This window comes from Burkholderia sp. 3C (assembly GCF_054589155.1).
The window spans coordinates 111402-129725 of the sequence record NZ_BAAILN010000030.1 but is presented as its reverse complement, the minus strand read 5'-3'; the positions used below and the strand labels follow the sequence as shown (position 1 = coordinate 129725).

General features: G+C 69.5%; 15 protein-coding genes. 12 read left to right on the top strand and 3 right to left on the bottom strand.

Going from position 1 to position 18324, the window contains the following annotated elements; translation table 11 throughout:
• Positions 1-567 precede the first annotated feature (567 nt).
• Positions 568-1626, top strand: coding sequence for a sugar transferase (locus ACYP33_RS04660; protein WP_414451535.1), 1059 nt, complete (start codon positions 568-570; stop codon positions 1624-1626).
• A gap of 207 nt (positions 1627-1833) precedes the next feature.
• Here the strand turns inward: ACYP33_RS04660 and ACYP33_RS04655 are convergent, their stop codons facing one another.
• The gene (locus tag ACYP33_RS04655) at positions 1834-2247 is read right to left on the bottom strand and encodes a hypothetical protein (protein WP_459620025.1); all 414 of its coding nucleotides are present in this window, start codon (positions 2245-2247) and stop codon (positions 1834-1836) included.
• A gap of 226 nt (positions 2248-2473) precedes the next feature.
• On the opposite strand from ACYP33_RS04655, the gene ACYP33_RS04650 reads away from it, so the two are divergent.
• The 4 genes from ACYP33_RS04650 to ACYP33_RS04635 are packed head-to-tail and all read left to right on the top strand — an operon-like array spanning position 2474 to position 7823.
• A complete protein-coding gene (locus ACYP33_RS04650; RefSeq protein WP_459620023.1) occupies positions 2474-3724 on the top strand; it encodes a polysaccharide biosynthesis/export family protein in 1251 nt (416 codons plus the stop codon).
• The gene (locus ACYP33_RS04645) at positions 3724-4398 is read left to right on the top strand and encodes an arsenate reductase/protein-tyrosine-phosphatase family protein (protein WP_459620021.1); all 675 of its coding nucleotides are present in this window, start codon (positions 3724-3726) and stop codon (positions 4396-4398) included. The genes ACYP33_RS04650 and ACYP33_RS04645 overlap by 1 nt, the downstream gene beginning before the upstream one ends.
• Complete coding sequence (locus ACYP33_RS04640) at positions 4385-6610, top strand: GNVR domain-containing protein (RefSeq protein WP_459620020.1); 2226 nt, start codon at positions 4385-4387, stop codon at positions 6608-6610. Before ACYP33_RS04645 ends, ACYP33_RS04640 begins: the two co-directional genes overlap by 14 nt.
• Before the next feature lie 4 nt (positions 6611-6614).
• Complete coding sequence (locus ACYP33_RS04635; protein ID WP_459620019.1) at positions 6615-7823, top strand: glycosyltransferase family 4 protein; 1209 nt, start codon at positions 6615-6617, stop codon at positions 7821-7823.
• 38 nt (positions 7824-7861) lie between these two features.
• Here the strand turns inward: ACYP33_RS04635 and ACYP33_RS04630 are convergent, their stop codons facing one another.
• Positions 7862-9073, bottom strand: a complete 1212-nt coding sequence (locus tag ACYP33_RS04630; protein WP_459620017.1) for a glycosyltransferase — start codon at positions 9071-9073, stop codon at positions 7862-7864.
• A 586-nt stretch (positions 9074-9659) separates the two neighbouring features.
• On the opposite strand from ACYP33_RS04630, the gene ACYP33_RS04625 reads away from it, so the two are divergent.
• The 7 genes from ACYP33_RS04625 to ACYP33_RS04595 all read left to right on the top strand — a co-directional run bounded on the left by ACYP33_RS04625 (position 9660) and on the right by ACYP33_RS04595 (position 17767).
• Positions 9660-10736 (top strand): glycosyltransferase family 4 protein, encoded by a 1077-nt coding sequence (locus ACYP33_RS04625; RefSeq protein ID WP_459620015.1) that lies wholly within the window; start codon positions 9660-9662, stop codon positions 10734-10736.
• Between the two features lie 40 nt (positions 10737-10776).
• Positions 10777-12258 carry a hypothetical protein gene (locus ACYP33_RS04620; RefSeq protein ID WP_459620013.1) on the top strand — a complete coding sequence of 494 codons (1482 nt, stop codon included), beginning with the start codon at positions 10777-10779 and terminating at the stop codon, positions 12256-12258.
• A complete protein-coding gene (locus ACYP33_RS04615) occupies positions 12255-13538 on the top strand; it encodes an oligosaccharide flippase family protein (RefSeq protein WP_414451544.1) in 1284 nt (427 codons plus the stop codon). Before ACYP33_RS04620 ends, ACYP33_RS04615 begins: the two co-directional genes overlap by 4 nt.
• Before the next feature lie 88 nt (positions 13539-13626).
• Entirely contained in the window at positions 13627-14667 is a 1041-nt protein-coding gene (locus tag ACYP33_RS04610) for a glycosyltransferase family 2 protein (RefSeq protein ID WP_459620177.1), read from the top strand.
• A 68-nt stretch (positions 14668-14735) separates the two neighbouring features.
• Positions 14736-15668 (top strand): glycosyltransferase family 2 protein, encoded by a 933-nt coding sequence (locus ACYP33_RS04605; protein WP_459620011.1) that lies wholly within the window; start codon positions 14736-14738, stop codon positions 15666-15668.
• Between the two features lie 39 nt (positions 15669-15707).
• Positions 15708-16916: a glycosyltransferase gene (locus ACYP33_RS04600; protein ID WP_459620009.1), complete on the top strand. Its 1209-nt coding sequence runs from the start codon at positions 15708-15710 to the stop codon at positions 16914-16916.
• On the top strand, positions 16913-17767 hold the full coding sequence (locus tag ACYP33_RS04595; RefSeq protein ID WP_459620007.1) for a glycoside hydrolase family 16 protein: 855 nt from the start codon (positions 16913-16915) through the stop codon (positions 17765-17767). The genes ACYP33_RS04600 and ACYP33_RS04595 overlap by 4 nt, the downstream gene beginning before the upstream one ends.
• Before the next feature lie 52 nt (positions 17768-17819).
• On the opposite strand, the gene ACYP33_RS04590 is transcribed toward ACYP33_RS04595, so the two are convergent.
• Positions 17820-18324: helix-turn-helix transcriptional regulator (locus ACYP33_RS04590; protein WP_459620006.1), on the bottom strand; the 505-nt coding region annotated here is incomplete at its 5' end.

Sequence of the window (18324 nt, the reverse complement as noted above, 5' to 3'; positions counted from 1 at the left end):
GGGCTCGGCTGACGGCCGCGATGGATCGCGGCCAGCGCCCGGGCGGCGCTGGCCGCTTCAAGTTGTCATTTTGCGCAATCGTTTGCGCGAATTTCGACAATGTCTTTTATGTTGCACCGATCTTTCTTCATATCACTTCAATCGTTACGTAACGATTCGCGGTGTATTCGTAACGTTACGACACGTTTCAGATTCGAAACGACCAGTCGGCTTCATCCAAGTTCCCATCTCAACTCGTTAAGGTATTGATCAGAAACGGTTTGGCAATTTCGATGACGTTTATCGTCAATGTTCTTTCCAGTGGCATGTTTCATGCTTGATACATCGCCAGCCAATCGCTGCATCGCACCATGGTCGTCGCATGCAAGGTTTGGCGGCGAGACCATGCGGGCAGATCGATCCAGCAGGCCGATCAAGCAGGACTGCGAAAGATTGTGGCGGACCGTCAAGCGCGGCCGCGGCTTGGCCGAGCGGCGCGCGAGACAGCGCCGCCGGCCACGCGAGATGCCGAAAAGACAAGAAATCCTGAACAACCGAAAACGAATCATTTTTTGAACGGGGTGAGTGATGAGAGGCCTGATCTGGCGCCTGGTCGACGGCACGTTGATCATCGTGGGCGCGCTATGCGCACTGCATTTCGAGCTGATGCCGCCGTCGGCGGCGGCCAGCTCCGGTTTCGACGGCCTGCTGGTGGCGTTCGCCGTCGCGCTCGCCCTGTCGGTGTTCCCGGCGTGCGACACCGACAGCCTGACGAGCGTGCGCTCGGTGCTCAACCTGATCAGCCGTACCGTCATCGCCTGGCTGTTCGTGCAGGCCTGCGGCTTCCTGCTGCTGTTCGTGCTGCATCGCCTGCATCTGGTCTCGCGCCTCTGGTTCCTCTACTGGACCATCACGAGCGGCCTCGGGATGCTGATCGCGCGCACCTTCGCGCTGACCGTGCTGCGCACGCTGTGGCGTTTCGTCGGCCGCGCGCACGAGCTGGCCGCGCAGGCCGATTCGCGGCTCGCCACGCATCTCGCACGCCGCACGTTCAAGCGCGGCTTCGATACGGCGCTGGTGATCCCGATGCTGGTGGCGCTGGCGCCGGTATTCCTGATCCTCGTGCTGCTGGTGCGTCGCGACGGCGGCCCGGCGTTCTACGGCCACCTGCGCGTGGGCCGCGATGGCCGCCGTTTCCATTGCCTGAAATTTCGCACGATGGTGACCGACAGCGATGCCGTGCTGCGCGAACTGCTCGCGCGCGATCCGGTGGCGCGCGCCGAATGGGACCGCGATTTCAAGCTCAAGCACGACGTGCGGATCACGCGGGTCGGGCAGTTCCTGCGCCGCACCAGCCTCGACGAGCTGCCGCAGTTGTGGAACGTGCTGCGCGGCGAGATGAGCCTGGTCGGCCCGCGCCCGGTGGTCGAGAAGGAACTGGAGCGCTATGGCCACGAGGTTCGCTACTACCTGATGGCCAAGCCTGGCATCACGGGCCTGTGGCAGGTCAGCGGGCGCAGCGACGTGGATTACGCGAAGCGCGTGTCGCTCGACGTGTCGTACGTGAAGCAGTGGTCGCCGATGCTCGACTGCGGAATCCTGCTGCGCACGGTGGGCGTGGTGATGCGGCGCGAAGGGGCGTATTGAACTGAACGTATCGGGCGGCTTGTCACGCGGCGTATTGAGCGGCGTATCGGCGCGGCGTGTTGAGTCGTTATCGAGCCGCGTTGTTGGGCCGCTTACTGAGTCACGTATCCAGCCGCATATCGAGCCGCATGTCGAGCCGCGTATCGAGCCGATATTGCGCGCCGCCCGCCGGGCGGCCACGCATCGAGGCAAGCGGTAGATAGGCGATCAGCGTGCGGGCGCGCTGCCGCCGTAAGCGGACGACGCGCTCCAGCCGTCGTAGCGATACGGGTTGGCGGCGTCGTCGCTGGCGGCAGCAGCGGGCTTGGCGCGATAGCGCGTGAGCTTGGCGCGGCTGCTGCGCGTGTCGGCCGCGCCTGGCGCGAGACCGGCGTGGCCGGGCGCGCGATAGGCGCGCGGCAGCGAGGCGCCGAGCGGTGCGGCGGCGCCCGAGGCAGCGCGCGTGGCGGCCGGCTTCGGCAGCATCGCGCCGGTCTGGTTCGGCGGCGGGTAACGCGGCGGCTGCGACTGCGATTGCGACGCGCCGCCTGCGGTTTGCGCGTGAGCGGCGAAGCTCGCCGGCAAGCCGGCGGCGGCGAACACGAGGGCGGCGGCCGGCACGGCCAGGAGGCTTGGCTTCATTCGGTGGGCAGCAACGAGGGTAGGGGTTTCGCGGGGACGCCGGTACGCCATCGCAGCGGGCCGGTTCGACGATGAACAAACGGTGCAACCGGACGATCGGGCGATCGGCCCGAGCGCGCCGACAACCAGGCCAGACACCATGTTAGACACGGCAACGGGAAAGCGAACGATAGCACTGCTGTCACGAATGGCGAAAGCGCTTCGGCGCGAGCCCCGATTCACCACGATGCGTATCACGATGCACATCACGCGGCAGGGTGCGCGTCGTGCGGCGGCGTGGGTCGCGCTCGGCGCGGCGAGCGCGCTGATCACCGGCTGCGCGTTCGCACCGGGCATGACGTTTCGCGGCGGCTGCGGGCCGGCCGGCAACGGCGGCGCGCAACCGGCCTCGTGCCATCGCGCGTTGGCAGCGGCGGCGCCGGCCGGCGGCGGCACGCTCGACGCGAGCAACGCCGCCAAGGGCGCCAACGGCACCGACGCGCCGCCTTCGGGCTCGCTGGTCGAAATCGACGGCAACCTGATCGCGACGGTGCAGGCAAGCGTCGATCCGTCGATCCCGGCCGACGTCAGCGCGCTGTTCGCCAAGCCGAAGCCCTACACGCTCGGCCCCGGCGACGTGCTTGCGATCGTCGTGTGGGATCACCCCGAACTGAACATGCCGCTCTCGCAAGGCCCGAGCACCGGCGTCGACAACACCGGCTCGAACGCGATCGTGTCGGGCTACACGGTGGACGCGACGGGCCGCGTGCAGTTCGCCTACATCGGGCCGGTGGAGGTGGGCGGGCTGACCGAGCTGGAGGCGCGCGAGCGCGTCAGTGCGCGGCTCGGCAAGTTCATCCGCGATCCGCAGGTCACGCTGCGGATTCAGGCGTACCGGAGCCGGCGCATCTATCTCGACGGCGAAGTGCGCCTGCCGGGCCTGCAGGTCATGAACGACCTGCCGATGACGCTGCCCGAGGCGATCAACCGCGGGGGCGGCCTGACGGCGGCGGGCGATCGCGCGCGCATCTCGATCACGCGTGGCGACGCCACCGCCATCGTGAGCCTGCCGAAGCTGGTGGCGCAGGGCATCAACCCCGATCGCATCCTGCTGCGCGACGGCGACCTGGTGCGCGTGTATCCGCTCAGCGACACCAAGGTGTTCGTGCTCGGCGAGGTGGGCCACACCACCACGCTGAACTTCAACAACGGGCGGCTCTCGCTCGGCGAGGCGCTCGGCTACGCGGGCGGCGTGAGCCAGTATTCGGCCGACGCGAGCCAGGTGTACGTGATCCGCAGCCGCACCGGCACGAGCCCGACCATCTTCCATCTCGATGCGACCTCGCCGGTGTCGATGGCGCTCGCCAACGAGTTTCCGCTGCGGCCCGACGACGTGGTGTTCGTCGATGCGTCGTCGCTGGTGCGCTGGAGCCGCGTGGTCGGCATGTTCCTGCCGAGCGCGCAGACCCTCGCCACCGGACGGAGCATCGCGTACTGATGGATACCTTGCTCGTGATGTGTACCGCCAATGTCTGCCGCAGCCCGATGGCCGCCGCGCTGTTCGCGCGCGCGCTGCCCGGCGTGCGGGTGTGGTCGGCCGGCGTCGAGGCGATGCCGGGCCTGCCGCCCGATCCGCTGGCCGTCGATTGCCTGCGTGCGCTCGGCCTGGAAATCGGCGAGCACCGTTCGCAGTCGCTCGCGCAATGGATGCTCGAAGCCGCCTCGCTGGTGCTGACGATGAGCGAGCGGCAACGGCGCGCGATCGTGCAGCGCTACCCCACGGCGACCGGACGCGTGTATCGCCTGCTCGACGAGGACGTGGCCGATCCGTACCGGCGCGGGCCGGCCGCGTATCTGGCCGCGCTGGAGCGACTGCAGGACGGCGTCGAGCGCTGGTCGCGGCGGATGACGCGGGTGCAGCCGTCGGGGGCGGCGTCCGCCGTCGCTGTTGCTTGCGCTGTCTCTGTTTCGCCGGCTGCGTCTGCGCCGCCCGGTTCGATCGGCAGGTTCGCTGCGGGCACGTCGACTGTCTCCATTGCTTCCGTTTCGCCGGCCGCATCCGCGCTGCCCGCTTCGACAACCAAGGCCGCGCCGGCCACATCCATCGCCTCGGCCGCGCCTTCTCCGTTCGCCGCGTTCGTTTCGCAGGGAGCCTTGCATGAACCACTTTGACGCGCCGCTCCCGTACCGGGAGCCCGACGACGCCGCGCCGCCGTCCAGCTTCGGCAGCTACCTCGACGCGCTGTACGACAACCGCCGCCTGATCGTCGCGATCACGGCCGGGATGCTCGCGATCGGCACCGCCTACGCGCTGCTGGCCGAGCCGGTGTATCGCTCCGACATCCTGATCCAGGTCGAGGAGAACACCAACTCGACCAAGAGCATGCTCGGCGACATCTCGTCGATGTTCGACGTGAAGACGCAGGCCTCCTCGGAGATCGAGGTGCTGCGCTCGCGGCTCGTGTCGGGCCGCGTGGTCGACAAGCTCCACCTGTATATCGACGCCGAGCCGCGCTACCTGCCGGTGATCGGCCGCTGGCTCGGCGAGCACGCCGACGGCGTGTCGCGGCCGCTGCCGTTCGGCTATGTGACCGGCGCCGAGCAGATCTCGGTGGCGGCGTTCGCGGTGCCCGACGCGCTGCACGGCAAGGCGTTCACGCTGACCCGGCTGGCCGGCGAGCGCTACCGGCTTGCGCTCGGCGATGCCTCGGCCGAAGGCGAGATCGGCGCGCCGCTCACGCTGGCCACGCGGCAAGGCCCGGTCACGCTGACGGTCGCCTCGATCGACGGCGCGCCCGGCGCGCAATTCGTGCTGCGCTGCCATTCGCAACTGGCCACCACCGAGCGGCTGCGCGACGCGCTGAAGATCGCCGAAAAAGGCAAGCAGTCCGATGTGATCGGCGTGACGCTCGATGGCCCCGATCCGGTCCGCACCTCGGCCGTCCTCAACGCGATCGGCACCGAGTACGTGCGCCAGAACGTGCAGCGCAAGTCGGAGGAGGCCGAGCGCTCGATCCAGTTCCTCAGCGCGCAGTTGCCGGAACTGAAGACCCAGCTCGAACACGCCGAGAGCCGCTTCAACGATTACCGCGCGAAGCAGGGCACGCTCAATCTCGACGAGGAATCCACCGCGCTGCTGCAACGCTCGGTGGATGCGCAGACGCGCATGACGGGCCTGCAGCAAAAGCGCGACGAGCTGCTCGCGCGCTTCATGCCCGATCACCCGGCCGTCAAGGCGGTGGATGCGCAGATCGCCACCGCGCAGGCGGAGCTGGGCGGCATCGACAGCAAGACGCGCGCGCTGCCGCCGATCGAGCAGGAAGTGCTGCGCCTGCAACGCGACGTGCAGGTGGGCACCGAGCTGTACACCAACCTGCTCAACACGCAGGAGCAGTTGCGGCTGGTGAAGGCCGGCAAGGTCGGCAACGTGCGGATGGTCGATACCGCCGCGGTGCCCGAGCTGCCGGTGCGCCCGAAGCGCGCGCTGGTGATCGGCGGCGCGCTGGTGCTCGGCCTGATGATCGGCATGGGCATCGCGTTCGCGCGGCGCCGCATGTTCGATTCGATCGAGGACCCGGGCGAGGTCGAGCGCTTCGCCGCGATGCCGGTGTACGCGACGATCCCGCACAGCCGCGAGGAGGTGTCGCTGACGCGCCTGCGCCGCGCCGCCGACAAGCCGTCGCGCGACCTGATCCTGGCCAACCGCGCGGCGCTCGACCCGGCGCTCGAAAGCCTGCGCAGCTTCCGCACCGCGCTCGATTTCGCGATGACCGACCTGCGCAACCGGGTGGTGTTCATCACCGGGCCGACGCCGGGCATCGGCAAGTCGTTCATCGCGCTGAACCTGGCGGCGGTGCTCGGCGGCGCGGGCAAGCGCGTGCTGCTGGTCGATACCGACCTGCGCCGCAGCGGCATGAACCGCATCGTCCAGGCCGAGCGCGGCGCGGGCTTCGTCGAACTGCTGCGCGGCACGCACGGCCTCGACGCGGTGATTCGCCGCGAGACGCTCAAGGGCGTGGACTACATCTCGCCCGGCAGCCATTCGGAGAACGCCAGCGACGAGCTGTTCGACGCCGACCTGCGCGCGATCTTCGCGGCGATGAGCGCGGCCTACGACATCGTGATCTGCGACGGCGCCCCGATCCTGCCGGTGCCCGACGCGGTGCAACTGGCCGGCCATGCCGGCGTGACGTTCATGGTGGTGCGCCAGGGCGTGACCAAACGCGGCGAGATCCAGGAATCGCTGCGCCGGCTGCGGCAGGTCGGCATCGCGCCGCGCGGGCTGATCTTCAACGGCCTGCGGCCGCGCCCCGGCAACTATGCCTACGGATACGGGCAGTACCGCTACGCCCGCGCCAATTACGCCTACGACGACAAGGCCTGATGCGATGAACTGGACGATCCCGAACGACGCGCTGTTGCCGCCCGAACCGGCGGCGCCGCCGCTGCCGCCGCCGAGCTTCGGCCGGGTGGCCGTGGTGCACGAATGGCTGACCACCTACGCCGGTTCCGAGAAGGTGCTGGAGCAGATCCTGTCGATCTGGCCCAACGCCGACCTGTTCGCGGTGGTCGATTTCCTGTCCGACGAGGATCGCCGCACGCTGCACGGCAAGCGCGCGCGCACCTCGTTCATCCAGCGCCTGCCGTGGGCGCGCAAGCGCTATCGCGCGTACCTGCCGCTGATGCCGCTCGCGATCGAGCAGCTCGACGTGTCGGGCTACGACCTGGTGATCTCGTCGAGCCACGCCGTCGCCAAGGGCATCCTGACCGGGCCGGATCAACTGCACGTCAGCTACGTGCATTCGCCGATCCGCTATGCGTGGGATCTGCAGCATCGCTATCTGGCCGAATCGGGCCTGGCGTCCGGCCCGAAGAGCTGGCTCGCGCGTGCGCTGCTGCATTACATGCGGATCTGGGATCAGCGCACGGCGCACGGCGTGGATGCGTTCGTCGCCAACTCGGGCTTCATCGCGCGGCGCATCCGCAAGGCGTACGGCTACGCGGCCACGGTGGTGTATCCGCCGGTCGACATCGACCGCTTCAGCCTGCGCACGGATAAGGAATCGTTCTATTTCACGGCCTCGCGGATGGTGCCGTACAAGCGCCTGCCGCTGATCGTCGAGGCGTTCGCGAAGATGCCGGGCCGGCGGCTGGTGGTGATCGGCGACGGCCCCGATCTCGCCAAGGTGCAGGCGATCGACGCGCCGAACGTGACGCTGCTCGGCTATCAGCCCAACGACGTGCTGGTCAGCTACATGCAGCGCGCCCGCGCGTTCGTGTTCGCGGCCGAGGAGGATTTCGGCATCGCGCCGGTCGAGGCGCAGGCCTGCGGCACGCCGGTGATCGCCTACGGGCGCGGCGGCGCGCTCGAAACGGTGGTCGAGGCCGACGATCCGCTGCGGCGCACCGGGGTGTTCTTCCGCGAGCAGAGCGTCGATGCCATCGTGGCGGCCGTGGAGCGCTTCGAGACGATGGGGCCGTTCGATCCGGTGGCGTGCCGCGCGAATGCGCAGCGCTTCGGGGCCGAGCGGTTCCGGCGCGAGTTCGCGGAAGTGGTGGCGCAGACGGCTGGGGCGAGGGCGAAGCAGATGGCTTGATGTGGCGCGGGCGCTTTGAAGGTGCTTCGACGCGAACGTTACGCCGCTGCGGCCGCGCCGCCGTCGGCCTCGCGCATCGCGCAAACCGGCAGCAGCCGGCTCGCGGCGACGCCCGCGCGGAAGCGCTGCAATTGCGCGTCGGTGCGGCAATCGCGCCAGCCGGTTTCGATCAGGCAATGCAGGAAATCGGGATCGTCGTGGAGCCGGTGCAACTGCGCGGCGGCGTGCGCGAGGTCGGGATCGGCCCAGGCCACCGTGCCGTAGACGCCGCCTTCGTCCTGCCCGACGCGCACGGTGTGATCGACCAGCAGGCTGTTGCCCGCATTCATGAACACCAGGTTGCCGGACCAGCCGGTCGCGACGGCGGCGAGCCCCAGGCCCATCGCCTCCAGCAGCGGCAGGCCGAAGCCTTCCGCGCGATGCAGCGAGACGAACACATGCGCCGCGCTGAACAGGGCCTCCACATCCTCGCGCGACAGCACGCCGGTCAGCAGTTCGATGCGCGCGTCGTCGCCGACGGCCTCGCGCAGCCGTTCGAGTTCGCCGGGCGCGCCATGCAGCTTGAGCTTGACGATCAGCCGCACGTCGCGCTCGTGCGGAAACGCCGCGCGAAACGCGGCGATCGCGCCGAGCGGATTCTTGCGCGCGAGGCTCGATCGCGCATCGGCCATCGTCAGGAACGTGAGCGGGCCTTCGTTGCGCCGCCAGCGGCGCGGCGTGCCGCGCGGGTCCACCACATGCGGCGCGACCACCACCGGCACCGCGAACACCGGCGCCAGCGCTTCGGCGGCGAACGGGCTGGGCGTCCAGACCTCGTCGACGAGCGGCGCGGCGCGTTGCCAGCCTTGCGGCGGCAGCGCCGATTCCCACGCGAAATAACCGATGGTGCGGCCGCTCGCCAGCACGTCGCGCAGCGGCCATGCGAGCAGCGGCAGCTCGGGGCCGCCGCAATGCACGATGAACAGGCCGCCCGGCGTGGCGGCGAGCTTGCGCCATGGCCGCTTGACGGCCGCCGTCACGTCCACGAGTTCGACCGCGTAGCCGAGCCGGCGCAGCGTCTGCGCCTGATAGCGCGCGCCGTTGACGATGCCGTTGGTCAGCCCGAACTGCGCCACGATCTTGATGGTGCCGGCCGGATGCGCGACGGCGCGGCGGCGGCGTGCTTGCAGCAGCGCCGCCTGCATCGTCGCGAGCCCGGTGGCGGCGTGGCGCTTGAGGCGGGATAACAGCGGGGCGGCGGGGTTCGGCATCGTGGGCGGCAGGTCGTGATGTCATGAATCCAAGCAACATGCGTGCCGCTCACTCGCATCGAGCGAAATCCATCGAACGATGGCGCGGCCGAGCGCACCGGCGATCGGCCACGGCTATTGCGGCGCAATAAGCGCAATCGTTTGACGTGCGGCGCGGTGCCGGGCGCAGGTGCTCGGCGCGCGGCGGTTCGTTACGTAACGCGAGCCTGCAACGGTTACGTAACGATCGGGAACATCGGCGCGAGATGTGCATCGCGCACGCGGCCTTGAGCGCGAAACCCCTTGAAATCAGGCGGTTTTGGCGCGTCGCAACACACGCGACGCCGCGCGATGCGATTGGCACGATACCTGCTATATAGGCAGGCCGTGTCGGCGGGTCGGGGAATGCCCGCGCAGCGGTGTCGATCGCGGAGCCGGTGCCGACCGGCCCGGCTCGTGACGGCCGACGCAATCCGTGAATCGAAGCAGCCGAGGGCGTGCGGCATGCGGCATGGGCTGGCCGCGCAGCGCGATCGGAACAATCAGAACATCAAGAACGGACCAGACCAACACGATGCGACCATCGAACGGGGTGCGAAAGATTGCGGTGAACGGGCGATTCCTGTTCCGTCCCGCCACGGGTGTCGATCGCTTCGCGTTCGAGATCATGCGCAGCATCGACACGCTGATCGCCGAGCGCGATCCGTCGGTGGCCGGGCTCGATCTCGAGCTGCTGGTGCCCGATGGCCCTTACGCGATCGCCAATCCGTTCGGGCGGATTCCGATGCGCACGGTGCAGGGCCGGCGCGGCCAGGCGTGGGAGCAATGGGCGTTGCCCGGCGCCGCGCGCGGCAGCCTGCTGCTCAACTTGTGCAACTCCGCGCCGCTGTTCATGCGCAACCAGATCACCGTGATCCACGACGCCGCCCCGGTGCGCGTGCCCGACAGCTACAGCCGCGCGTTCCGCTCGTGGTATCGCGTGATGGCGCCGTGCGTGGGGCGCGCGGCGCGACGCATCGTGACGGTGTCGCGCTTCTCGCGCGGCGAGCTGATCGACGCCTACCGCATCCCGGGCGGCAAGATCGGCGTGATCTCCGAGAGCGGCGAACACATGCTGCGTCATGAGGAGGACGAAACCATCCTGTCGCGCCACGGCATCGGCGCGCGGCCGTTCGTGCTGGCGGTCAGCAGCCTGAACCGCCACAAGAATTTCCGGCTCGTGATCGACGCGCTGCGCCACATCGGCGAGGCCCGCTTCGACGTGGTGGTGGCGGGCGGCACCGATCCGGCCGTCTACGGCAGCAGCGCGGAGCCGCTGCCCGATTACGTCAGGCACGTGGGCTTCGTGTCCGACGCCGAGCTGAAGACGCTGTTTCGTCACGCGCTGTGCTTCGTCCATCCGTCCCGCTACGAAGGCTTCGGCCTGCCGCCCGTCGAGGCGATGACGCTCGGCTGCCCGATCGTGGTGGCCGACCTGCCGGCCGTGCGCGAAGCGTGCGGCGACGCCGCGATCTACGTGTCGCCCGACGATCCGGCCGCGCTGGCCGCGGCCCTGCTGCGCGTGTCGAACGACCCGGCGGAACGCGACGCGATGCGCGCACGCGGCCTGGCGCGCGCGGCCGAACTGACCTGGCGCGCGAGCGCCGTGCAACTGCTCGCGGAGATCCGGCCATGCATCGCATGAACACGGCGCGACGCATGCTCGTGCGGATGGCGGCCTAGCCATGGAGATCAGCGTATTCGGCCTGATCGTCGCGGTGCTGGGCGTGGCGAGCTTCGCGCTGCCGTTCCGCTGGGGCGTGGCCTTGATGGCCTGCTGCACGCTGTTCGGCGCGACCGAGGCGCTGTCGATCGGCGGCACCGGCATCCTGCCGGCCAACCTGTTCCTGCTGTTCTTCGCGGGCCGCGCGCTGCTGCGCGAGGACGTACCGGCCTTCCTGCGCGAACTGACGCCCGCATCGCCCGCGTTCTGGCTCGGCGTGCTGACCGTGTTCGGCTGCGCGAGCGCCGTGCTGCTGCCGCGCGTGCTGCAGGGCGACAGCTTCGTGTTCGCGATCGATCGCGCCGATGCGTCGGGCGGCCGGCTCGCGCTGACGCCGCTCGCGCCGGTGTCGGGCAACCTGTCGCAATCGGTCTATCTGGTTGGCGAGTTCGTGCTGTACGTGGCGGCGTCGGTGTATCTGCGCCGGCGCGACGCGAGCCGCGTGTTCGCCGATGCGATCCTCGCGCTGACCGCGTTGAACGTGGTGGCCGCGCTGGTCGATCTGGCCTCGGGCCTGCTCGGCCTCGACGTGCTGTCCGAAATCAAGACGGCGCAGTACGCGATCCTCGACGGCGCCGAGGTCGAAGGCCTGCGCCGCATCAGCGGCACGTTCACCGAAACCTCGGCGTTCTCGGCGTTCTCGCTGCCGCTGTTCGCGTTTTCATCGAGCCTCTGGCTGTTCGGTTATCGGCGCGTGCTGAGCGGCGCGCTCGCGTTCGCAACGTTGGCGCTGCTGATGCTGTCGACCTCGACCACGGCCTACGCGGGCCTGGCCGGCTACCTGATCGTGTTCATCGCGAGTCGCGGCCACACGATCGACCCGGCGAGCCGTGGCCGCAAGCGCCTGCTGATCGTGCTGGCCGCGGCTGGCCTGGTGCTGCTCGGCGGCGTGCTGGCGGCGATCGATTCGCCGCTGATCCAGACCGTGTCCGACCTGCTGTCGGGCGCGCTGTTCGACAAGATGAACACCGATTCAGGCGTCGAGCGCGGTGCCTGGAACATGCAGTCGCTGGTCAACCTGATCGATACCCACGGCCTCGGCGTGGGCCTCGGCAGTGCGCGCGCGTCGAGCTTTCCGCTGGTGCTGCTCGGCAATCTCGGGGCGTTCGGCTTCCTGATCTACGGCGTGTTCATGCTGCGCACCCTGGCGCGCACGCCCAGCGCGCCGACCACGCGCGGCGACGCCGCCGTCAGCTTCGCGGCGCGCCAGGCGATGTTCGCGAACCTGATCGGCGCGACGATCTCGGCCGCCGTGTTCGATCTTGGCCCGTGCTTCTACCTGTTCGCGGCGGTGGCGTTCGCGGCCGTCAACCGCCGTGCGCCGGCCGGCGCGCGCGAACGGCGGCGCGCAGCCGGGTTGGCGGGCTGGCGCGCGGCGTGGCGAAAGGCGCCGCGCCCGGGCGCGATGCGCCACGCCGCCTCGCGCACCGGAGGCCGCCCATGAATCGCATCAAGCCGACGCTGTCGAGCTTCGAACTGTTCGCGGTCTATCTGTCGTACGTCTCGCGCTACCTGTATCCGCTGTTCCTGCTGCCGTACTACGGGCGCACGCTTGGCGCGGGCGGCTACGCGGTGATCCTGGCCGGCATGTCGCTGTCGAATTCGATCTGGCTGTTCGTCAACTACGGCTTCTCGACGGTCGGCGCGCGCGACACCGTGCATACCCAGACCGACGCCGAACGCGCGGCGATCCTGCGCCGCCAGTTCAGCGCGCGGCTGGTGCTGTGCGTGCCCGGCGCGATCGTCGGCGCGATCGCGGCCACTCAATCGGCGATCTTCGCGCGCGTGCCGGGCATCGGCGTGCCGGTGGTGGCGATGGGGCTGGTCGCGGCGTTCAACCTCGGCTGGTATTTCGCCAGCACCGGGCGCGCCAAGAAGAGCGTGGCGATCGAGGTGGTGGGCTTCGTGCTGTCGCTGTCGATGATCTTCTGCTTCATCCACCGGCCCGGCGATCTGAAGTTCGTGTTCCCGCTGCTGCTCGTGTCGAGCGTCGTGCAACTGGGCCTGGCGTACTGGGCCGTGCGCCGCGAATTCTCGGGGCTGCTGTCGAGCCTGCGCGACGCGCTCGGGCTGATTCGTCAATCCACGGTGATCTTCATTTACGGCGGCACCTCGGTGCTGCTGATCGGCGCCTCGACCTACGTGCTGTCGCTGCTCGCGCCGGCCGCCGAGGTGGGCGCGTTCGGCGTGGCCGAGCGGCTGATCGGCGCGGGCCTGAGCCTGATGGGGCCGGCCGCGCAGATCCTGGTGCCGAAGGTCACGTTCCTGGTGGGCCGCGACGCGCAGCGCGCCAACCTGCTGGCGCGGCGCATCTTCGCGTTCTTCTTCGGCGGCGCGACGCTGGCCACGCTCGTGACGGTGTTCGCGGCCGGCCGGGTCGTGCCGTTCATCTTCGGCGCGGGCTTCGCGCACGCGGTGCCGGTGCTGCAACTGCTGGCGTTCGTGCTGCCGGTGAGCGTCTGCACCCAGGTGCTCGGCATGTACTTCCTGATTCCGCGCAAGCGCGAAGGCCTGCTCGCGCGCAGCGGCGTGATCAGCGCGATCGTCAACCTGGCCTGCGCGGTGCCGCTCGCCACGCACTGGGGCGCGATGGGCATGGCGGTGGCGCGGCTGCTCGGCGAACTGACCATGCTCGGCGTGCTGCTGGTGGGCGTGTGGCGCGCCGGGCTGGTGGCGGAAATCGTCGGCGCGCGGCGCTGCGCCGGCTCGCCGGCGGGCACGTGAGGCGCGCCATGCCGCGTCCGATCGGCATCGCAACTTTGATTGCAACGTTGATGCGACTTTGATCGCAACTTGGGAGAAACCGGTGAGCCTGCCTTCGGTAACGGTGGTGATCTGCAACTACAACTATGGCCGGTTCATCGGGCAAGCCGTCGATTCGGCGCTCGCGCAAAGCGTGCCGCCCGCGCGCGTGCTGGTGATCGACGACGGCTCGACCGACGATTCGGTGGCGATCCTGCGCGCCTACGGCGCGGCCGTGGACCTGCGCCTGAAGGAGAACGGCGGGCAGGTATCGGCTTACAACGCGGCGGTCGAGCTGCTCGACACCGAGATCGTGATCTTTCTCGACGCCGACGATTTTCTGTACCCCGAAGCCGTGGCCGAAGTGGCGGCCGGCTTTGCCGACCCGCGCGTGGCGAAGGTGCAATACCGGCTCGACATCTTTTCGAGCGGCGGCGTGGCGACCGGCAGCCAGATTCCGAATTCGCGGCCGCCGCGCGATTGCGGGCCGTCGCTGCGCAAGGGCTGGCTGTATCCGTCGCCGCCCGCCTCGGGCAATGCCTATCGCGTCGCGAACCTGAAGCGCATCTATCCGATTCGCGAGCCGATGGACAGCAAGTACGGCGCGGATTTCTACGCGATCTACGGCATCGCGCTGACGGGCCAGGTGGGGGCGATCGATCACGCGCTGGGCGGCTATCGCGCGCATGCGCCGAACCTGCGCACCGACAAGTCGCGCGACATCTCGTTCGCCAACGCCGCGAAGTGGAAGGACACGCCGCAGGAGTTTCGCGAGCGCTGGCGGCTGCTGTCGACGCTGGCCGCGAACCGGCTCGGCGTGGCGCTGCCGGCCGACCTGAAGGATTTTTCGTACACCAAATCGGTGTTCGTCGCGGAGCTTTACGGGCGGCCGTTCGCGTCGCGCATGCGCTGGCTCGCGCTCGGCTCGCCGCGCTATTTCCGCTCGATCGTGACGAACCCGTACTGGAACTGGCGCAAGAAGGCGGCGCTGGTCGCGATCAGCCTGTGCTGCTTCGTGCCGGGGCGGCGGCTGTCCGATCACATGCTGCGCTTCATCGCGAACCCGTTGCTGCGGCGGCGGTTCCAGGCGGGCGGCGGGCCGGCGGCATGAGGCGGCATGCGGACGAGCAGGCAAAAAATCAGGCGGATGGATACGAACGATTCGAGGGGGGAGCAAACATGAAGAAATACGTGATCGTGGCGACCAAGGGGCGGGCCGACGAATGCCGCACGCTGCTGACGCTGCTCGATGCGCAGACGGTGCCGCTCGACGCGGTCTACGTGGTGGGCGCGGAGCCGTCGGACGTGGCGGGCCTGCAGGCCCACGCGCTGGCCGCCCGCACGCGGCTCGTGATCGACCTGGCGCCCACCGCCGGCCTGACGCGCCAGCGCAACCACGGCGTCGCGCGCCTGCTGGGCGAGATCGACGCCGCCACGACAGGCGACAACGACTGGTTCGTGGTGTTCTTCGACGACGATTACCGCCCGGCCGCCGACTGGGCGGTGCGCTGCGAGCAGGTGTTCGAGGAAGATCGCGCGATCGTCGCGCTGACCGGCCGCGTGCTGGCCGACGGCATCATGGGCGCGGGCCTGAGCGAGCAGCAGGCGCTCGCGCACCTGAGCGGCGCGCTGCCGCCGCAGCCGCATTGGGCGTCGGGCGATGCGCAGCGCGAGATGCAATCGGTGTACGGCTGCAACATGGCGATCACCGGCCGCGCGCAGCGCTCGTTCCGTTTCGATGAAAACCTGCCGCTCTACGCGTGGCAGGAGGATCGCGATTTCACCGGCGTGATCCGCCATCTCGGCAAGGTGGTGTACGACCCACGCTGCGTGGGCGTGCATCTGGGCAGCAAGCGCGGCCGTACCTCGGGCGTGCGGATGGGCTACTCGCAGATCGCCAACCCGCTGTACCTCTATCACAAGGGCACCATGAGCCGCCGCGTGGCGATGCGCTTCATCGTGCGCAACGTCAGCGCGAACGTGGTCAAGAGCCTGCTGCGCTTTCCGTTCATCGACTATCCGGGGCGCTTGCACGGCAACGTGATCGGCTTCTGGGACGTGGTGCGCGGCAAGATCCATCCGCTGCGCGTGCTGCATATCGGCGCGAAGTGAGCGTCGCATTCGCCTCATCTTTTTTCGGAGCCGCATGCCATGTCCACTTACCGTGAACTGATCGATCTCGATGCACTCGACACGTTCGATGATGCGGCGCTCATGCCCGCGCCCGCGCCCGCGGCTTCGGCCGATGCCGCTCGCGCCGGACGCCCGCGCCCGTTGCAGGTGTTCGCACATCTGGCGATCGACAAGGATGCCGAACAATGGCGCCGCAGCCGCGAGGCCGGCCGGCTGGTGGGCCTGAACGACGCGACGCCATACGGCTATGGCCGCGCCGACGCGATGCAGTGCCGCGTGGCGTTCTCGCGCTCGGCGCCCGAGCCGGCCGTGGCGAAGTGGCTGCGGCTGGCGGTGCGCGCCGCGACCGGTTTCGACCTGGTTCACGCCTGGCGCAATCGCGATGCGATCCGCGCGGCCGACGTGGTCTGGACCCACACCGAATCGCAGTATCTGGCGGTGGCGGCGGTGGGCCTGCTGATCGGCAAGCGGGTGCGGGTGATCGGCCAGTCGGTCTGGCTGATCGACCGCTGGCGCGCGCTGTGGTGGCCGCACAAGCTGCTGTTCCGGCGCTTGATCGGGCGCGTCGACGTGCTGACGTTCCATTCGCCCGACAACCTCGCGATCGCGCGGCGGCTGTTCCCGGCCGCGCGCACGGAGCTGGTGCGCTTCGGCATTCCGTCCGAGCGGCGGCAGGCGCCGCGTTGCGCGCCGCGCGACACGATCCGCGTGCTGGCGCTCGGCAACGACCGGCATCGCGACTGGGCCACGCTGATCGAGGCGGTGCGCAACGTCGAGGGCATCGCGCTGACGATCCTGTCGGGCAGCGTGCCGGCCGGGCTCGCGCGCGGCGCGGCCAACGTCGAGATCCGGCTCGCGCGCAGCAACGCGGAGCTGGAGGCCGCGTTCGCCGACGCGACGCTGGTGTGCGTGCCGCTGCGGCCGAACCTGCACGCGAGCGGCATCACGGTCGTTCAGGAGGCCGTACTGTCGGGGCTACCGGTGATCGCGAGCGACGTGGGCGGGTTGTCGGCGTATTTCACGCGCGACGAGGTGCGCTACGTGCCGGCAGGCGACGCGCCGGCGCTGCGCGCGGCGATCGTCGAGGTGGCGCGTGCCCCGGCCGCGTCGATCGCGCGCGCTGCGCGCGCGCAGCGGCGCATGGGCGAGCAGGGCGACCTTGGCGCGCAGCATTACGTGCGCGCGCATGTGCGCCTCAGCGAGCAGTTGCTGGGGCGCGGCGCATGAGGCGCGCGGCCGGGCTGGCGCTGTGCCTCGCGCTTGCAACCTCGCATGTGACCGCCAGGACGCCGCTCGACGCCGACCGGCTCGATTTGTGCGGCTACAACCTGGTGTTCGACGAGACGTTCGCCGATTTCCGCATCGCCTCGCGCACGCTCGGCGACGCGCGCTGGACCGCGCATACGCCATGGAACGGCGATTTCGGCGACGCGGCGTTCGCCGACCCCGGCCCGAACGGCCCGTTCTCGGTATCGAGCAATGGATTGGCGATCACGGCGCGCCGCGCGGCCGACGGCAAGTGGACGTCGGGCCTGATCGCGGCGGCCGACGCCGGCGGCAAGGGCAGCGGCGTGCGCTACGGCTATTTCGAGGCGAGCCTGCGGATGCCGACCGGGCCGGGCACTTGGCCTGCGTTCTGGCTCAGTACGCTGAAGGCGGCCAGCGACCGCTCGCCGGGCATCGAGATCGACGCGGTCGAATACTACGGCCACGCCGACACCGCGTATCAGTCGGCCGTGCATGTCTGGTACGACGGCGCGGACAAGGCGAAATCGCGCCACCGCTCGCGGTCGATTCCGGTGCCGCCCGGCGCGCTGGAGGCGGGCTTCCACGATTACGGCGTGCGCGTCACGCCCGAGGACATCACGTTCTATCTGGACCGTCGGCCCATGTGGCGGCAGCCCACGCCGCCCGAGCACCGGCTGCCGCTGTTTCCGCTGATCGATCTGGCGCTCGGTTCGGGCTTTCCGATCAAGGACACGCCTAACCCGTCGGTGCTGGCGGTGAAGGCGGTGCGCATCTACGCCGCGCCGGCCGGCGACGCGGCGGCGGCGAACTGCAGGGGCGCGCCCGGCTGAGTGCTATGCGCTAACCGCTAACCGCTAACCGCTAACCGCTAACCGCTAACCGCTAACCGCGCCCGGCGGCCTTGACGGCCAGCGCGGCGGCGGCCGAGCGCGTTTCGACGTGGAGCTTGCGGAACAGGTGCTCCAGGTGCTTGTTGACGGTGCGCGCGGCCATGTCGAGGATGTCGCCGATGTCGCGGTTGGTCTTCCCGCGCGACACCCACAGCAGCACTTCCGCCTCGCGCACGGTCAGGCCGAAGCGCTCGATCAGCGCGGCGACCTGCGCGCCGTCGTCGGACGCCTCCAGCACGATCACCCATTCGCCCTGTGCCGGCGTGCCGGTCACGCGCGCCGAGCGGCGCACCGCGCCGTCGGCCGTCTCGTGCGCGGCCTCGTCGGGGCAGCCCTGTTCGAGCCATTCGGCGAACCAGCGATGCAGCTCGGGCGGCAGGGCGCGCCTGCCGGTCGTCGTGCCGTGTGCGATCGCACTGTCGCGATCGCTGTTGTCGACGTTGTTGCTGTCGCTAATGCCGCCGCTATTGCCGCTGCTGCTGCCACTATTGCCGCTA